Source organism: Burkholderia sp. PvR073 (assembly GCF_054055695.1).
Map to the genome: position 1 here is coordinate 625,454 of NZ_JBSRXO010000001.1, position 15,253 is coordinate 640,706.

At 63.8% G+C, this 15,253-nt stretch carries 17 protein-coding genes; 9 read left to right on the forward strand and 8 right to left on the reverse strand.

What is annotated here, in order from left to right; genetic code table 11:
* Nucleotides 1-61: 61 nt before the first annotated feature.
* On the forward strand, nucleotides 62-1,216 hold the full coding sequence (locus tag ACVK00_RS02715) for a DUF1176 domain-containing protein (RefSeq protein ID WP_284891201.1): 1,155 nt from the start codon (nucleotides 62-64) through the stop codon (nucleotides 1,214-1,216).
* A 58-nt stretch (nucleotides 1,217-1,274) separates the two neighbouring features.
* A complete protein-coding gene (locus tag ACVK00_RS02720) occupies nucleotides 1,275-2,558 on the forward strand; it encodes an XAC2610-related protein (protein ID WP_354123185.1) in 1,284 nt (427 codons plus the stop codon).
* A gap of 37 nt (nucleotides 2,559-2,595) precedes the next feature.
* Here the strand turns inward: ACVK00_RS02720 and ACVK00_RS02725 are convergent, their stop codons facing one another.
* A complete protein-coding gene (locus tag ACVK00_RS02725) occupies nucleotides 2,596-3,264 on the reverse strand; it encodes an O-methyltransferase (RefSeq protein WP_284891198.1) in 669 nt (222 codons plus the stop codon).
* Nucleotides 3,265-3,396: 132 nt separating this feature from the next.
* Between ACVK00_RS02725 and ACVK00_RS02730 the strand changes: the two genes are divergently transcribed.
* A complete protein-coding gene (locus ACVK00_RS02730; RefSeq protein ID WP_228909215.1) occupies nucleotides 3,397-4,692 on the forward strand; it encodes an O-acetylhomoserine aminocarboxypropyltransferase/cysteine synthase family protein in 1,296 nt (431 codons plus the stop codon).
* Between the two features lie 572 nt (nucleotides 4,693-5,264).
* On the opposite strand, the gene ACVK00_RS02735 is transcribed toward ACVK00_RS02730, so the two are convergent.
* The 3 genes from ACVK00_RS02735 to ACVK00_RS02745 form a co-directional block, all read right to left on the reverse strand.
* Nucleotides 5,265-6,122, reverse strand: coding sequence for an SDR family NAD(P)-dependent oxidoreductase (locus ACVK00_RS02735; RefSeq protein WP_284891197.1), 858 nt, complete (start codon nucleotides 6,120-6,122; stop codon nucleotides 5,265-5,267).
* Between the two features lie 121 nt (nucleotides 6,123-6,243).
* Nucleotides 6,244-7,113, reverse strand: coding sequence for an SDR family NAD(P)-dependent oxidoreductase (locus ACVK00_RS02740; RefSeq protein ID WP_284891196.1), 870 nt, complete (start codon nucleotides 7,111-7,113; stop codon nucleotides 6,244-6,246).
* On the reverse strand, nucleotides 7,100-8,020 hold the full coding sequence (locus ACVK00_RS02745) for an alpha/beta hydrolase (protein ID WP_284891194.1): 921 nt from the start codon (nucleotides 8,018-8,020) through the stop codon (nucleotides 7,100-7,102). Before ACVK00_RS02745 ends, ACVK00_RS02740 begins: the two co-directional genes overlap by 14 nt.
* Before the next feature lie 95 nt (nucleotides 8,021-8,115).
* Here ACVK00_RS02745 and ACVK00_RS02750 point away from each other — a divergent pair, with 95 nt between their 5' ends.
* A complete protein-coding gene (locus ACVK00_RS02750; RefSeq protein WP_284891193.1) occupies nucleotides 8,116-8,727 on the forward strand; it encodes a TetR/AcrR family transcriptional regulator in 612 nt (203 codons plus the stop codon).
* A 539-nt stretch (nucleotides 8,728-9,266) separates the two neighbouring features.
* On the opposite strand, the gene ACVK00_RS02755 is transcribed toward ACVK00_RS02750, so the two are convergent.
* Entirely contained in the window at nucleotides 9,267-9,701 is a 435-nt protein-coding gene (locus ACVK00_RS02755) for a winged helix-turn-helix transcriptional regulator (RefSeq protein WP_284891191.1), read from the reverse strand.
* Nucleotides 9,702-9,810: 109 nt separating this feature from the next.
* Between ACVK00_RS02755 and ACVK00_RS02760 the strand changes: the two genes are divergently transcribed.
* From ACVK00_RS02760 to ACVK00_RS02775, 4 genes are read left to right on the forward strand one after another with little or no spacing between them, the layout of a single operon-like run.
* Nucleotides 9,811-10,428 (forward strand): FMN-dependent NADH-azoreductase, encoded by a 618-nt coding sequence (locus ACVK00_RS02760; RefSeq protein WP_284891190.1) that lies wholly within the window; start codon nucleotides 9,811-9,813, stop codon nucleotides 10,426-10,428.
* Between the two features lie 4 nt (nucleotides 10,429-10,432).
* On the forward strand, nucleotides 10,433-11,086 hold the full coding sequence (locus tag ACVK00_RS02765; RefSeq protein WP_284891189.1) for an NAD(P)-dependent oxidoreductase: 654 nt from the start codon (nucleotides 10,433-10,435) through the stop codon (nucleotides 11,084-11,086).
* 29 nt (nucleotides 11,087-11,115) lie between these two features.
* Entirely contained in the window at nucleotides 11,116-11,493 is a 378-nt protein-coding gene (locus ACVK00_RS02770) for an SDR family NAD(P)-dependent oxidoreductase (RefSeq protein ID WP_284891187.1), read from the forward strand.
* Nucleotides 11,484-12,119, forward strand: a complete 636-nt coding sequence (locus ACVK00_RS02775; protein WP_284891186.1) for a DsbA family oxidoreductase — start codon at nucleotides 11,484-11,486, stop codon at nucleotides 12,117-12,119. The genes ACVK00_RS02770 and ACVK00_RS02775 overlap by 10 nt, the downstream gene beginning before the upstream one ends.
* Before the next feature lie 248 nt (nucleotides 12,120-12,367).
* Here the strand turns inward: ACVK00_RS02775 and ACVK00_RS02780 are convergent, their stop codons facing one another.
* The gene (locus ACVK00_RS02780; RefSeq protein WP_284891185.1) at nucleotides 12,368-12,625 is read right to left on the reverse strand and encodes a hypothetical protein; all 258 of its coding nucleotides are present in this window, start codon (nucleotides 12,623-12,625) and stop codon (nucleotides 12,368-12,370) included.
* 301 nt (nucleotides 12,626-12,926) lie between these two features.
* Here ACVK00_RS02780 and ACVK00_RS02785 point away from each other — a divergent pair, with 301 nt between their 5' ends.
* Nucleotides 12,927-13,211, forward strand: coding sequence for a DUF4148 domain-containing protein (locus tag ACVK00_RS02785; RefSeq protein ID WP_228909206.1), 285 nt, complete (start codon nucleotides 12,927-12,929; stop codon nucleotides 13,209-13,211).
* A gap of 172 nt (nucleotides 13,212-13,383) precedes the next feature.
* Here ACVK00_RS02785 and ACVK00_RS02790 read toward each other — a convergent pair whose 3' ends face one another.
* Together ACVK00_RS02790 and pnuC are read right to left on the reverse strand one after the other, a co-directional pair.
* Complete coding sequence (locus tag ACVK00_RS02790; RefSeq protein WP_284891183.1) at nucleotides 13,384-14,574, reverse strand: phosphotransferase enzyme family protein; 1,191 nt, start codon at nucleotides 14,572-14,574, stop codon at nucleotides 13,384-13,386.
* A 36-nt stretch (nucleotides 14,575-14,610) separates the two neighbouring features.
* Entirely contained in the window at nucleotides 14,611-15,222 is a 612-nt protein-coding gene (gene pnuC, locus ACVK00_RS02795) for a nicotinamide riboside transporter PnuC (RefSeq protein WP_228909202.1), read from the reverse strand.
* Between the last annotated feature and the right edge of the window lie 31 nt (nucleotides 15,223-15,253).

Consider the following 15,253-nt stretch of genomic DNA (forward strand, 5'->3'; position numbering starts at 1 on the left):
TCGCGATGCACGTGCAACCGGACATCCGTCCTTCGCCCCGTCACCGCCGATACGAACCGTCATGTTTCGTCATCTCCCGCTTGCCGTCGCCGTCACCCTGCTCACCGCGTCGCTCTCCGCCGCCGCGCGCGATCCCGCGCAACATTCGGTCGCGCGCGACTTCAAGAACTGGTCAGTCGTTTGCGACAACGCGAACCGCTGTGTCGCCGAAGGCGGCAACGACGACATCGACGACACGCGCACCAGCATGATCGTGCGACTCACGCGCGATGCCGGCGCCGATGCGCGAGCGTCGCTGGAAATCTTCGCATCGGCACCGCTCGACCTGCGCACCGCACGCGCGGACGGCCAGCCGTTCGACGCGATGCCGGCCGAGTGGCACGCCGTCGCCAGGACGGGCAACGAAGATGGCGACGTCTATCCGTTCCGTATCCGCACCAGCGACCCGACGACCGTCGACGCATGGTTGACCATGTCGCACAACGCGCAGATGGTCAGTTTCGGCGACCCGGCCGCCGCGCGCACACCGCGCGTCTCGCTGTCGGGGCTCAACGCCGCCCTGCTGCTGATCGACGACACGCAGGGCCGCATCGGCACGGTCACCGCGCTGCTGCGCAAGGGCACGCGGCCCGCGTCGTCGGTGCCCGCCGCGCCGGCGTTGCCGCCCGCGCCCGTTCCCGCACCGCGTGTGGCCGACCTCACGCCCGCCGAACAACGCCCGCTCGTCGACGCCGTGTTCGACAAATTCAGCGGCAATGTGAAGCGTTGCGTGGCCGATGCCGGCGACGAAATGTCGGCGCAAGAGCGCCGCAAGACGGCGTCGGCCATCGCGATCTCGGCCACCGACGCGATCGTGTCGATCCCGTGCCAGACAAGCAGCGCGTACAACCATACGGACCTCTGGTATCGCGTGCATCGCAGCGCGCCGTACGCGCCGACGCCGCTGGATTTCGGCGAGCACGCGAGCGCGGGGCTCGATCCGGCGTCATTCACGAATCAGCTGACCGAAGCAAGCTACGATCCCGCGCGTGCGATGCTGTCGAGCCTCGACCGCGTGCGGAGTGCCGGCGATTGCGGATCGAGCGCGTCGTGGGTGTTCGACGGCCGGCGCTTCGTGCTGAACGACGTCGCGATGCACGGCGCCTGCAACGGGTTGTTCCAGGATCAGTGGCCACGGCTGTATCGCACGGCCGGTTCGACGAATACACGCCCTTGACGCCAACGCGTCGCGGCATCCAGGCCGGCAATCAACAACAATCCCGAGGCTCCGAGCCATGCAACCGTCCTCCCTCGCGTCGGTGCGTCGACGCGTCGACGCGATTTTGCTCGCGTCCGCCTCCATCCTGTTGGCGTGCCCGCCCGCAAGCGCCGCGACCGCATCGACGGCTGCGCGCGCCGAGCCCACGGTCGAATTCCCGGTGTGGTCCGATGCGTGGGCCGGCACGCTCGGCAACCGGCATATCGAGGTTGCACTGTCGCGTGTGGCCGACACGCTGACAGGCATGTACTGCTATGCGCCGTGCGCGGCAGACACACGCTATCGCCTGTCGCTGAAGGGATCGTTCGGCACGCAGGGAGCGTCGCTGTCGGAGCGCGACATCGGCGCCGTATCAAATCCCGATCGCGTCACGGGTACGTGGAAGATGGACCGCTTCGTCGAGACGGCATCGGGCACGTGGATCTCGCCGGACGGCAAACGCACGCTTCCCGTGTCGCTCGCCAGAAAGCACGATGGCAAGCGATTCCCTTACGACGTCCGCCTCGTCGCCAATGCACTGCCGGGCGATGGGTCGTGCGACGACACCCCGCACGTCACGGCGATTCGGCTCTACGATCACGCTCGCCTCGTGCAAACGCTCGAGACCGATTCACAAGGCACCTGCGGCATTTTCACGCCCGAATTCGACGATGTGAACTTCGACGGCTGGCCCGACCTGATGCTCGCGCAGTCGATGGGCGCCGGCCCGAACATTCCGTACCAGACGTGGATTTTCAACCCGAAGACGCGGCGCTTCGTCGATGCACCGCCTAAACTGCAGGCGATCACCTCACCGTCGTTCGATCCCGTACACCGGATCATCTGGGCGAGTTGGCGCGCGAGTGCCGCCGAGCACGGCGTGACGACCTACCGCTGGCAGGGCAACGATGTGAAGGAAATCGACTCGGCCACCAGCTATCTGCTGCCTGTGCTCGATGGGAACACGCGTCGCTATTGCTATATGGTGCCCGACTACGGAGACGGCTTCATCGCATTCCCGCAACGCATCGAGCAAACCGCTTCCGGCATCCTGCGCTCCACTCTGCCCGCTCCTAAGGACTGCGAAGCTGACGATTCACCGTTCCTCGCGCGCACGTACATCGATATCTGGAAGGCGGCTCCTGCCGGTCACGCACCGACGCGCGTCCGCACGGAAGCTGTCAAATGGAAGCCGGCGCAAACGCGGGCGGGCCGGAAGTTCTGCCCGGAAGTGCCGTTCTACGATCACGGCACGATCCGCCGGATCCTGCTGCGCGACGATCCCGACCAGTGCAGCGATACGGATCCGGCCAAGGGCTAGCGGAGTGCATGCCCTTGCGACGTCACGCAGCACCACATCACCCGCCGACGATCGAGATCGAGAACCCGTCCCACCCCTTCTGCCCGACCGTCTGCACGGCCGTCGTCGTGAGGTTCGGGTCGGCCACGAGACGCGCGAACCCGTCGCGCACGCCGACCACGTCGGGCTCGCGATTGTCCGGATCGGCCACGCGCCCGCCGCGCACGACGTTGTCGACGACGATCACCGTGCCGGGCCATGACAGCTTCAGCGCCGCGTCGAGATAGACCGGGTTGCTGTCCTTGTCGGCATCGATGAAGATGAAATCGAACGGCGCTTCACCCGCATCGACGAGCCGCGCGAGGCTGTCCTTCGCGCTGCCGACCACCACCGTCACGACTTCCGCGAACCCGGCACGCGCGATGTTCCGCGTCGCAACCTTCGCATGCTCGGGGTTCAGTTCGAGCGTCACGAGCGTGCCGCCCGGCGGCAACGCGCGCGCGAGCCAGATCGTGCTGTAGCCGCCGAGCGTGCCGATCTCGAGAATCCGGCGCGCGCCGCGGATCGTCGCGAGCAGTTGCAGCAGCTTGCCCTGGTTCGGCGCGACGTTGATCGCGGGCAGCCCGGCCGCGTCGCTCGCCGCCAGCGCGGCGTCGAGCACGTCGTCGGACGGCACGAGCGTCGCGGAAAAATACGCATCCACCTGGTTCCAACGGTCCTGATTCATCGCGCACCCCTTGTTTGCGGAAAAGGCATTTTATGCACCGCGTCGCCATAAGCAACAAACCATTCGTTCTAAGGGTAGCCGCGCACGTCCTCCTATAATCGCTCGACCACCACAACAACAGATGGAGCACCCATGACCGATCAGGCCTCTTCGAACTGGCGCCTCGAAACCATCGCCGTGCACGGCGGCTATCGCCCCGACCCGACCACGCGCGCGGTCGCGGTGCCGATCTACCAGACCGTTGCGTACGCATTCGACGACACGCAGCACGGCGCGGACCTGTTCGACCTGAAGGTCCAGGGCAACATCTACACGCGCATCATGAACCCGACGACGGACGTGCTCGAGCAGCGGATCGCCGCGCTCGAGGGCGGCATCGGCGCACTCGCGCTCGCGTCGGGCCAGGCGGCCGTCACGTACGCGATCCAGACGATCGCGGAAGCCGGCGACAACATCGTGTCCGCCAGTTCGCTGTACGGCGGCACCTACAACCTGTTCGCGCACACGCTGCCGCAATACGGGATCACGACGCGCTTCGCCGATCCGCGCGACCCCGCATCGTTCGAGCCGCTGATCGACGCGCGCACGAAGGCGATCTTCGCGGAATCGGTCGGCAACCCGCTCGGCAACGTGACCGACATCGCCGCGCTCGCCGACATCGCGCATCGCCACGGGATCCCGCTGATCGTCGACAACACGGTGCCGTCGCCGTACCTGCTGCGCCCGTTCGAACATGGCGCGGACATCGTCGTGCACTCGCTGACGAAGTATCTCGGCGGCCACGGCACGAGCCTTGGCGGCGCGATCGTCGATTCGGGCAAGTTCCCGTGGACGCAGCATGCGGACCGCTTCAAGCGGCTCAACGAACCCGACGTCAGCTATCACGGCGTCGTCTATACGGAAGCGTTCGGGCCGGCTGCCTATATCGGCCGCGCGCGCGTCGTGCCGCTGCGCAACATGGGCGCGGCGATCTCGCCGTTCAACGCGTTCCAGATCCTGCAGGGCATCGAGACGCTCGCGCTGCGCGTCGAACGCATCAGCGACAACGCGCTGAAGATCGCGCAGCATCTCGCAAGCCATGAACACGTCGAATGGGTGAACTACGCGGGACTGCCCGATCACCCCGACCATCCGCTCGTCGCGCGCTACCTGTCGGGCCGCGCGCCCGGCATCCTGACCTTCGGCGTGAAGGGCGGCCGTGACGGCGGCGCGAAGTTCCAGGACGCGCTGAAGCTGTTCACGCGGCTCGTCAACATCGGCGACACGAAGTCGCTCGCAACGCATCCGGCCTCAACGACGCACCGCCAGCTATCGCCCGCCGAACTCGCGAAGGCCGGCGTGAAGGAGGAAACCGTGCGTCTGTCGATCGGCATCGAGCATATCGACGACCTGCTCGCCGACCTCGACCAGGCGCTCGCGCAGGTGTGACCCGACGCGGGCGTGCGGACACGCCCGCTTTGTCTTGAACGCGCAGCGGCTTCAAGGTGTTCGAGCTCGAACCGGTGCCGCATGGCGCGCGCCCGCGCGATCGTGATTGTGCGACGACGGTTGCGTCACCGGTCGAAGACGAATCGCGCGAGTCGCACCGCGACGCATTCGCCCCTGCATGACAAAAATTTCATGTTCCGATCAGCTTCGCGATGGGTCGCTTCTATACGATCGACAACGTGACGGGCAATGCCCGTTACACCCACGCAAGCGATTCGCTGCCGCACGGCACGAACACGCGTTAGGCCCGGACACGTGAAGTGCCGGGCTTTTTTTGGTTCATCGCGGATTACGGGGGAACGCTGGGGAGGAACGTCGGCGTTCGGCCGGGAGGCGTCATTCTCCAGCACAGTCACATGGCCGCGTGGACGTCCGCTCCGCACTAGCAAACGGCCATTTGGAGGCAACCCGATCCTCTCAGTTGCCGGGAGTCTTACGCTAGCGCGCAGCAGCCGTCCTTTCAGACGGAAAGCCGCTCGCCGGCGCTGCCAACATACCGCTCAGAACTCGCGCTAGCTTTGTCGGTCTCGAGCGCGCTCAAGCTCGCGCATCAACTTATGCATTTCATGTTGTCGCCCGAGATGCCAGTCGGTCACGATGTTGAAGATTCCTCGCGTCCACGAAAACGGTGCCCACCGGAACGGGACGACGATGCGCGGTTGGCGGTCTCGCAGCCCTTTGATGACAGCCTTGGCGACGTCTTCGGGTTGTATCGGTCGCCGCAACGGTGCAGGAAACCCTTTTTCAATCAATTTCGTCGCCAGCGCATTTCCGCCAAAGCCGACCTTGGCAATTGCTGTCGCCACCCATCCCGGATAGAGCACGCTCGCCGTGGACCCGGTGCCGCCTAATTCGGCGCGCAGTGAACGCGCGAGCATCTCGACTGCGGCTTTGGACGCTGCGTAAGGCGCGTTGACCATGCCGTTCACGAACGCATAGACCGAAGCGGTGACCAGGACCTGACCTCGATTGCGGACGATCTCCGGCAATGCGGCCTTGATCGTGCGCCAGACACCGAACAGGTCGACCTCGACGATTCGTTCGAACTCCTGTTCATTGCAGCTGTAAACGGTGGCGGGCACATCGTGCCATGAGATGCCAGCATTGGCGAACGCAACGTCGAGGCGGCCGAATCTATCGACGGCGTGTTGGACGACCGCCCTGGTGGCGGCAGCATCAGTGACATCGAGCGCCAGGGCAATCGTGCGCTCCGGGTCAAACTCCGCGGCGAGGCGGTCCACTGAAGCCTGCGTCACATCGGTTAGAACGAGTCGTGCTCCACATGCATGCAACTCGCGCGCGGTCGCAGCACCAATGCCGCCTGCCGCACCCGTGATAAGCACGACTTTTCCCTGAAGATCGTAAGCCATTGTGTACTGCTCCTCTGCTATTGGAATTCCATTGCTGCGCAAACAGGGGGCGATGGATGCCGGGCCATCGGCTCCGCTGATCACGCGAAGCCGATCGGTTTCTGCAGCCACCGGATGCCATTCATTTCGCTGGAGCGTGCGCAGCCGAGTCGTTCCATCCAGTTGCCGACGCCAGACTGATGGCGCGTTCAATGTCCTCGCTGCGAAAGCCAGCGCGTTCGACGAAGCGCCTGAAGAAGCCGGGTGCCTTGGCCACGATGGTGTTGATCTTTGGTACGACGATCATGTCCGCGCGCCGCTCGATGCCCGCCACGATATCCCGCACGACCTGCTCTCGCGGGATCATCTTCCAGAAGCCTCGATCGTTGCCTCGCCACAATGCCCGGCCGGCAGGATCGCCAACGACATCGTCCATCAGGGGCGTCGGGAAGAACGTCGGATGCGCGCTGCCGACCCCGATTCCCAGATGACGAAGCTCCAGACGGATGCTGTCGCACATCGCCCAGACGCCCGCCTTGCTGGCCGTATAGGACGCCTGTAGCGGCGAATGCACAAACGCGGCCATTGACGAAATCGCCAGCATGTACCCGCGCTGTTGCTGGACGAACGGCAAGCCGGCCCGGAACGTACGCCACACGCCGTTGAGGTTGATGTCGATGACACGATCAAACGCGGCCGGGTCGATGGTGGCCATTGGGGCCATGGTGTCAATGCCCGCGTTTGCGATGACCACATCGATTTGACCGAAGTGATCCGCCGCATTCGCCATTGCGGCTTCCAGGCTTTCGAAATCGCGGACGTCGGCGGTCCAGCCAAGAACGTCAGAAGGGTGGCCGAAGCTGCGAGTTTGCGCCGTGAGCCTGTCTGCCTCCAGATCGAAAAGTGCGAGGCGCGCCCCCCGTGCGTGCAGCGCTTCGGCCAAGGCCGATCCCAGGCCTCCGGTGGAACCGGTAATGGCCACCACCTTGTTCGCCAGCTTATAAGTTGACATGCGCGCCTCCTTGCTTCGTTGGAACGTGACGGTGGAGAAATGCCAGCTGGTCGGCGACCACCTGTTCGAAGTCCTTGCCCACATAGATGTCGAAGTGGCCTGCCTGATACGCGCGCATTTCCCCTTTGGGCGCGCGCCTGGCATACCGTTTCGTCGGCCCCGCCGGAGCGACGGAGTCGGCTTCGCAAACGCAAAACAGAATCGGGCAGGAAATGTCGCCTGCTTTGCGACCCGGGCGGTGCCGAACGATGTTCAGGCCGAAGCGTGCTGTGACCTGATTGCGAAATGCAGTGCCGTCAGGGACAAGCGCGAGATAGCCATCCAGGGCATCCGGTGCAGTCATCAACGCGGCGGAACCGGGGGGACCCGCCGTCGGCACCATCACCGGCGCCCTGCCGACGAGGGATAGCAGTACATCGCATAGAGCGAGCGCGGTAACCTTGAGCGCGCTACGCCAGTTCAACGCGAACAACGACGCGACCCCGTCCGTGAACGGGCATTGCGCGATGGCAGCGGCAACGGTCCGGTCGCGTGCTGCGGAGAGAATCACATGACCGCCGCCGAAGGATGTTCCCCACAGGACCACCTGATCCGGCCGGAGATTGCTGTGCCCGCGTGCAAAAGCGATCGCACCCGACCAGTCCTCCAGTTGACGATCGATATCGAGCAATTGGCGAAGGGAGCCGTCGCTCGCACCGAAATGTCGATAGTCGAACACGAGGCACGCGTAGCCCTCCGCGCAAAAGCGTTGCGCATAGGCGTCGAGCCGCATTTCCTTGATTCCGCCCAGCCCGTGTGCCATCACGATGACGGGAAACGGGCCCGTCCCGCGAGGCTCGTACAGCCAGCCACGGCAATGTTCTCCGCGGCCGCCAGCCACGAATTCGACACTTCTCCGCCCGGCCATGTGTCCCTCCAAGGTGTAAAATCGTAGATTGAAATCCAATGTTGGAATGCATTCTATGTTTGTAGCTCGCTCCAATTAATGAGGGAAAACCCCGTATGGAATCCAGAACTCAGCGCCGGGCAGCCGCGACCCGCCTGGCGATCGTGCAAGCCGCCGAGACGTTGCTGACGGAGGGCGGACTGGACGCGGTCACGCCTGAAGCGGTTGCGAGCCGGGCGGATGTCGCAGTGCAGACGCTCTATAACCGTGTAGGTGGCCGTTCCGCGTTGCTCATTGCCGTGGCGGAGCGCGCGTTGGAAGAAAACCGCGAGTACATGGACGCGGCCTATGCATCCGATGGTGATGTGGAGAAGAAACTACGTTGTGTGGCAGATGCTTACGCGCGGTTCGCCAAGGAGCGCCCGCACCAATTCCGTATCCTTGTCGAACCACCGAATGAGCCGGAGGCGCTCGCGCGCATCGCTGCCCTCATCAAACAGCAAAACGCCAAATTGGCTGCATTGATCAGCCGAGGTATCGATGAAGGGTGGGTGCATGCAGACGTCGAGCCGGAACACGCCTCGACGGCGCTGTGGGCAATGATGAATGGCGTTATCAGCCTGATGTGGCGCCCCGATAGCCTTCGACTGGATGTCGATCACATCGACGATCTACTGCGTACCGCGATCTCTTTGTTGACCGGCGGTATTAAGAGGCGGGGCGATTGACGCTTTGGGCCCAGGGAACTCTGGCGACTGCAAAAGCGTCAAGCAGTTCTCAACTGGTCTGCCGTCAGGCGGCCTTCCAAGGTGCCCGCACGCCAAGGGCTTCGGCTCGGAAGTTGGGGAATTATCACGAACGCGTGAACCGCAGGTAAGGACCCAACTTCCGCCGGTGTGGACGATGGCGGAAATAGCCGGTGTACCGCGCAAGCCGCCGTTGATTCAGGCGGCGTCGAAGGGCTGAAGTGGGTCGGCATCCGCCAGTCGGCCGCCCCCCCCCGATGCCAACCGACCGGGTTCGGCCATGGAGCGTCATTGGTTTGCGTCGACGGCGAGACGTTGAGGCGTCCCGGGTGGCTCAGGGAGCGGACACCCAGTCATGCCATGCGACTTTTTCGATCGGCCGTGGCCGACTGTTGGTTGGATAGATCGGAAAATGCAGCGCCTTCTCACCCCCCGAAAGATCCGCGTTGGGGCAGGTCCCAACTCGAGCTGGCAGTTGGATTTCGCCGCTGTGTCTGCACAAGCCTACGGCCTAGACTCGTCTATCGACGCTGGTAGACAACGCCCTGAATCGAGACCTGATCTGGCTCCGGCTCCTCGTCAAAACGTTTATGCGCCTCGGCGATGGCGACTTGATTCTCGCTCGCCCAGTTGACCAACGCCATGACAGGCTTCAACAGCGTTCTTCCCATGTCAGTGAGTTCGTAATCGACGCGAGGAGGAATCGTTGGATACATCGTTCGCGTTATCAGTCCGTCGCGCTCCAGTCCGCGCAAGGTCAGTGTCAGCATCCGCTGGGAAATGCCGTCGATGCCGCGCTTCAATTCGTTGAAGCGCCGCGGGCCATTGGCCAGCCTAGCGACAATGTAGAGGCTCCACTTGTCGCCGATGCGATCCAGGATTTCACGAGTTGCCAGGCAGCCGCCAGCGTCAGGTGCAGGCATATCGGCAGGTAGCTCGGGGTGACTAAGTGACATGCGTGTGCCTTCTTGTGGGGAAACGGCAGGAACCATACCATCCTTTGTATGAATTGGTAAGTAAGGGCCAATACCTTACTTAGTTCTCTTTTTATACCTTGGAGCCGCCGTGAGCCACACCCTACTTGTCACTTCCAGCCCGCGCGGGGCTGACAGCCTTTCCACCCGCTTTGCCACCGAAATCGCCGATGGCATCCAGGCCCGCTCGGGCGGCCCGCTGACCGTGCGCGACCTTGCCGCGAATCCTCCGCCCCATATCGCACCGGCCTACATCCAAGGCCGGATCACGTCGCCCGGAGATCGCACGCCGGAACAGGTCGAGGCGGTGAAGGTCGCGCAAGAGTTGGTCGATGAGTTGAAGGTCGCCGATGTGATCGTGCTCGGTTCGGGCATGATCAACTTCGGTCTGCCCTCGCAGCTAAAGGCTTGGTTCGATCACGTCACCTGGCCGGGCGTCACCTTCGGCTACGGCGATACTGGGCCGAAGGGGCTGCTGACCGGCAAGAAGGTCTATCTCGTTACCGCTACCGGCGGCGTGTTCTCGGAAGGTGCCTGGGCACCGTTCGACTTTCAGACCAACTATTTGCTGCACCTGCTCGGTTTCATCGGCCTAACCGACGTTGCAGTGGTGCGTGTCGAAGGCACGGTTTTCGGCCCCGATGCGGCGCAGGCCGCAATCGCCAACACCGAAACGGCCGTCAAAGCCTTGTTGGCGAAGGCTGCGTGACCTCATGGCCGGGAAAAAAACCATCGCGCTGTTCGGTGCAACCGGGCCGACCGGGAGACACATCATCGAGGAAGCCTTGAAGCAGGGCTACAACCTGTCGGTCTATACGCGCGACGCAAAGAAACTCGCGTCGTTCGCGGGAAGGGTCGAAATTGTGGTCGGCGACCTGCAAGACCAGAGTGCCATTGCGAAGTGCGTCCAAGGTGCCGATGCGGTCATTAGCGCCCTTGGCCCCAACAGTCTCAAGGTGCAAGGCGATAAGCCGATCATGCACGGCTTGACCAACATCATCGCCACGATGAAGCACGCAGGCGTGCGCCGCCTTATCCAGATTTCTACGGCTGCCTATCGTGATCCCAAGGATGGCTCTGCCTTAAAAACCCATGCATTCGTGCTGTTGTTCAAGGTTATCGCGCGCAAGGGGTATGAGGACATCAAGGCGACTGGCGAATTGATCGCCAATTCGGACTTGGACTGGACACTGGTACGCATTCCTAACCTCAAGGATGGCCCCGACGATGGCGGCGTGGATGTGGGTTGGTATGGAAAGACCAAACTCAGCATGAAGCTCTCCAGAGGCAATCTTGCGAAGTTCTTGGTCGACCAGGTGACCGACAAGAAGTTCGTGCGTGCCGCGCCAGGCATCGCCAACCACTGACGCAATAACGTCTCGACAAGGTTCACGCCATGAGCGGATTCACCCATGCTGATGTACCCGATCAATCGGGAAAGACCTTTGTCGTCACCGGCGCCAACACCGGCATAGGCTTTGAAATAGCGAGTACGTTGGCAACGCGGCGAGCCAGGGTGCTTCTCGCGTGCCGTGACGAGCGGAAAGCGGAAGCAGCGATTAGCCGGATTCGTCTGAATACATCTGAAGCGAATCTCGCATTCTTGCCGCTTGACCTCGCAGATCTGACGAGCGTGCGGAACGCAGCAAAACTGGCCGAAAAGGAACCGCGCATCGACGCGCTCATCAATAATGCGGGCGTGCAAGGGCCGAAGCTAAAGCACACGGTGCAAGGCTTCGAAGATTCGATCACGAGAACATGGTCATGCAAATAGACCTCTATACTGAAATCACATGCCCGTGGTGCATCGTCGGGCATCACCGTCTCGATAAAGTGCTGGCGGAGCGTTTCCCCAACTTGGCTGTTGACATTCGGCAGCATCCAGTCCTGCTACTGCCAGATGCGCCGGCAGGCGGCCTCTACATTCCTGATTTGCTGCGCTCGCGCTACGGCATAACCGATCCGAAAATCGCCTTTACTCGCCCTGAAGGAGAAGCCCGCGCTTCGGGCTTCGACTTGGATCTTGGCCGCCAGCTCTGGACCTATCCGACTCAAGCTGCTCATGCCGTGATTCTGGCAGCCGCTGGGCTTGACACGCAGCACAGGCTCGCAGTTGCAATCACCCATGCTTATTTCATCGCAGCGAAGGACATCGCCGACGCGGACGTGCTGGCCGACATTGCCATCGACTACGGTTTTGACCGCGATCAGGCGCGCGCAATCGCTCTTGATCCTGAACAGCACCATCGCGTCGAAGCGGAAGCGTTCAAGTCGGCCAATGCCGGTGTTCGTTCGGTTCCTCACTTCGTCTTTGGGGGAAGCATTGCCATCAATGGGGGGCGCAGCGAAGACGAGATTGCCGCGGCAATACAAGCAGCTTCCGGCGCAATCTCTCTCTGACGCGGCTTCCTCAAATCCAATGACTCGGAAGTCGGCGTACGCCAAGTCGATAAGGTTCTGCGGCGCTGTTGACTATGTTGGCCGATGCCCGACCAACAAGACCGGCCGTCGGATGACCGCAGTACTTCAAGAAGCGACGAAGGGACCGCGATCTGACGACCGACCGCAATGGGTCGGCAAGCGACGTCTACGGAAATCCACGAAGCACTTTTTTTGCATGTTCTTTCACGAGGCCGCGGCCACGGTATTCAGCGCGCGACGTTGCGCTGCGGAAACAGGCACGGATGCGTCTTCACGTACAGGTTCGGATTGCCGCAGCGATGCCCCGCGTAGTCGATCTGCTCGCCTGGCATCAACTCGGCGGCAACGGGCTTTGCTTTTGCCGCGCCGGTCGATGCGGCCGGCCCGGTGCCTGGGCGCACGGATGCGCAGCCTGCGAGAAGCGAGACGAGAAGCGGGATGACCAGCATGACGAGGCGCGACGAGCGGACAGACAGGCGATTCATTTGGCGAACGAATGGAAGCGTCGTGACAGGCTCGTCCGCTGTCGAGACTCTCGCGGCGAACGATGCGCATGCCAGCGGCCGGATCGCCTATCGGTGGCAATGCGCCCGACATGTCCACCGCTGGTTGACTGCATGTTCCGCTTTGCTCCCGTCGCATGCATGACCCGAACATGACGATTGCGTCACACGCGCCATCGCGCAATCTGACGCACTTTTCATCTTCCGATCACGGTCACGCCCGGCTGCTTTCGCATACTGAATGCATGGATCGCCACCCGGCGGCCTCATCAAGGAGAGCTCCATGAAAACGACAAGACTCACGGCCCTGTTCGTCACCGCCATGCTGTCGCTCGGCATCACCACGCAAGCCGCGTTCGCACAAACGCAAACGCAGGGCAAGACCCGCACGGAAGTCATCAACGAACTGAAGCAGGCGCAACACGACGGTGTGGTGCCGACGAGCAAGACGCAGTACCCGCCGACCAGCGAGATGATCGCGCGCAACAAGGAACTCCACGTGATTTCGATGCATGCCGGCGAGAAGACGCCGCAGGCCGACAATCACGACAGCCTCGCGACCCGCTGATGCCGGTCAGGTACGTGCGCTGGTGCGGCGATCCCGGGCAGCGTCCTGCGAAAACAGCGTCCCGCGCCGGCGGTCAGGCAGGTTCAGTGAAGGTGCGACGCGACCGCCGCACGGCAGGGAGATGAAGTTCGGGCAGTCGACACGCGTGCCCTGGAGAGGTCCGGCACGCGCGTTACACGCTGCCCCGCTTCGCACGCCGGCGTTGCACCAGCCAGTCGAGCAATTGCCGCCCGTCGCGTTCACCGAACCAGCGCGCGTGTCCGATCAGATAACCGTCGTACGCGACATCGACGATCGCCGGGGCGTCGATGATGCACCCGAAATACGCGACCTCCGACAGCGCGAACTCCGTATGCACGATCGGCAGCATCGCGACCAGCGCCGCATACGCGTCGTCGCTCAACGGTTCGAGCGATTCGTAGCCGTCGAGCAGCGCATCGATGTGCGCGTATTCGATGCGACGCGCATCGGGTGGCGCCATCCAGTCGACCGTGTTGCGCTCGATCGCAAGCGCGACGTCCATCACCGCGCAGGTGCGATCGGACAGGCCGAAGTCGAGCACGGTGCGCACCTGCGCGCCGGGGCCTGCGCCGGTCCACAGCAGGTTCGACGCATGCCAGTCGCCGTGCGTCCACAGCGGCGACAGTGCGGGCAGCAGCGGCACGAGGCGCGCGTGATACGGGCCGATCGCATCCGCGACATCGCCGCGCCAGTCGCGCGTGCCGAGCGCGCGCACCAGCAGCGGCTGCGCGTCGACCCAGCGTTCGAGCGCGCCCGCGAGATCGTCAGATGACAGCACGCGGAAACTCGACAGCAGCGTGCGCACGGGCCGCGCCGGCGCGTCGTAACCGGCCGACGCGCGATGCAGCTCGGCCAGCGCGCGGCCGGCCGCGTAAGCGTGCGAGGAATGCGTGAACGGCTGCCACGACATCACGCCGCGATACGCGTCGACGCCGGGCGCGACCACATGCACCTCGTACGTCCAGTCGCCGCACGCAAAGGCCGTCGCGCCGTTGCGATCGGCCAGCACGTCCACCACCGGCATCCCGCGCGCGCGCAGATGCGCGATGAAACGATGCTCTTCCTCGAGCCCCGCGACGTCGCGCAGGCTCACGTGATGACGCTTGACGAACAGTGCGCGCCCGTCCGTCATCCGCACCAGCGTGGCCGCCGCGAACTGCCTCGGACTGTGCCAGGTCAGCCGCGCCGGTTCGCCGGCGCCGTCGATGCGCGCGAGCAGCGCCGCCACCTCGTCGTGCGTCATCAGCGGCCAGTCGCGTTCGGCCTGCTCGCCGTCGACACCGAACTGCGGCGGTGCGACGTCCGGCGATAGCGGCCCGTCCGGCTCGAGTGGAAATGACATGAACGACGTAGCTCCGTAGTTGAATCGGCCCGCGAATCAGCCCGCCGGGTTCGCGCTCGCGCGCAGCGCGTCGGCCGTGCGGCTCCAGTCGCGCCAGCCGATGACGGCGAGCGCGATGAACAGCGCATAGAGTCCGGCCGTCAGATACAGTTCCTTGAACACGAACATCCCGACGTACACGACGTTCACGACGATCCACAGCCCCCACGACGCGATGTAGCGCCGCGCGGTCCAGTATTGCGCGACGAGGCTGAACGCGGTCAGCGACGCATCGACGAACGGCAGCGCGGCGTCGGTCCAGCGCGCCATCATCCCGCCGAGCAGCGCGCTGCCGACGACGGCCGCCATCAGGTCGGGCAGCATCTGCCGTGGCCGCACGCCGGCGACGGGCGCGACGTCGCCTGCCGGCGCCGCGCCGCCGTTCGCCTCCAGCGTACGCTGCGCGATCCAGCGGCGCCAGCCGTACACCTGCAGCACCGCGAACGCGCCCTGCAGCAGCATGTCGGAATACAGCTTCGCATCGAAGAAGATCCAGCCGTACAGCGCGACCGACGCGAGCCCGACCGGCCAGCACAGCATGCGCCGCTTCGCGGTCAGCCAGATCGCGAGCGCGCTGACGATCACGCCGGCGATTTCGAGTGGGGACATCGTCCGTGCTCTCCTGGTTAGCTGCCGGGGC

What these genes read in the sequence shown, in the direction of transcription:
- ACVK00_RS02715 (WP_284891201.1), top strand. Translation starts at nt 62, where the DNA reads ATGTTTCGTCATCTCCCGCTTGCCGTCGCCGTCACCCTGCTCACCGCG.
- ACVK00_RS02720 (WP_354123185.1), top strand. Translation starts at nt 1,275, where the DNA reads ATGCAACCGTCCTCCCTCGCGTCGGTGCGTCGACGCGTCGACGCGATT.
- ACVK00_RS02725 (WP_284891198.1), bottom strand. Translation starts at nt 3,264, where the DNA reads ATGAATCAGGACCGTTGGAACCAGGTGGATGCGTATTTTTCCGCGACG.
- ACVK00_RS02730 (WP_228909215.1), top strand. Translation starts at nt 3,397, where the DNA reads ATGACCGATCAGGCCTCTTCGAACTGGCGCCTCGAAACCATCGCCGTG.
- ACVK00_RS02735 (WP_284891197.1), bottom strand. Translation starts at nt 6,122, where the DNA reads ATGGCTTACGATCTTCAGGGAAAAGTCGTGCTTATCACGGGTGCGGCA.
- ACVK00_RS02740 (WP_284891196.1), bottom strand. Translation starts at nt 7,113, where the DNA reads ATGTCAACTTATAAGCTGGCGAACAAGGTGGTGGCCATTACCGGTTCC.
- ACVK00_RS02745 (WP_284891194.1), bottom strand. Translation starts at nt 8,020, where the DNA reads ATGGCCGGGCGGAGAAGTGTCGAATTCGTGGCTGGCGGCCGCGGAGAA.
- ACVK00_RS02750 (WP_284891193.1), top strand. Translation starts at nt 8,116, where the DNA reads ATGGAATCCAGAACTCAGCGCCGGGCAGCCGCGACCCGCCTGGCGATC.
- ACVK00_RS02755 (WP_284891191.1), bottom strand. Translation starts at nt 9,701, where the DNA reads ATGTCACTTAGTCACCCCGAGCTACCTGCCGATATGCCTGCACCTGAC.
- ACVK00_RS02765 (WP_284891189.1), top strand. Translation starts at nt 10,433, where the DNA reads ATGGCCGGGAAAAAAACCATCGCGCTGTTCGGTGCAACCGGGCCGACC.
- ACVK00_RS02770 (WP_284891187.1), top strand. Translation starts at nt 11,116, where the DNA reads ATGAGCGGATTCACCCATGCTGATGTACCCGATCAATCGGGAAAGACC.
- ACVK00_RS02775 (WP_284891186.1), top strand. Translation starts at nt 11,484, where the DNA reads ATGCAAATAGACCTCTATACTGAAATCACATGCCCGTGGTGCATCGTC.
- ACVK00_RS02780 (WP_284891185.1), bottom strand. Translation starts at nt 12,625, where the DNA reads ATGAATCGCCTGTCTGTCCGCTCGTCGCGCCTCGTCATGCTGGTCATC.
- ACVK00_RS02785 (WP_228909206.1), top strand. Translation starts at nt 12,927, where the DNA reads ATGAAAACGACAAGACTCACGGCCCTGTTCGTCACCGCCATGCTGTCG.
- ACVK00_RS02790 (WP_284891183.1), bottom strand. Translation starts at nt 14,574, where the DNA reads ATGTCATTTCCACTCGAGCCGGACGGGCCGCTATCGCCGGACGTCGCA.
- pnuC (WP_228909202.1), bottom strand. Translation starts at nt 15,222, where the DNA reads ATGTCCCCACTCGAAATCGCCGGCGTGATCGTCAGCGCGCTCGCGATC.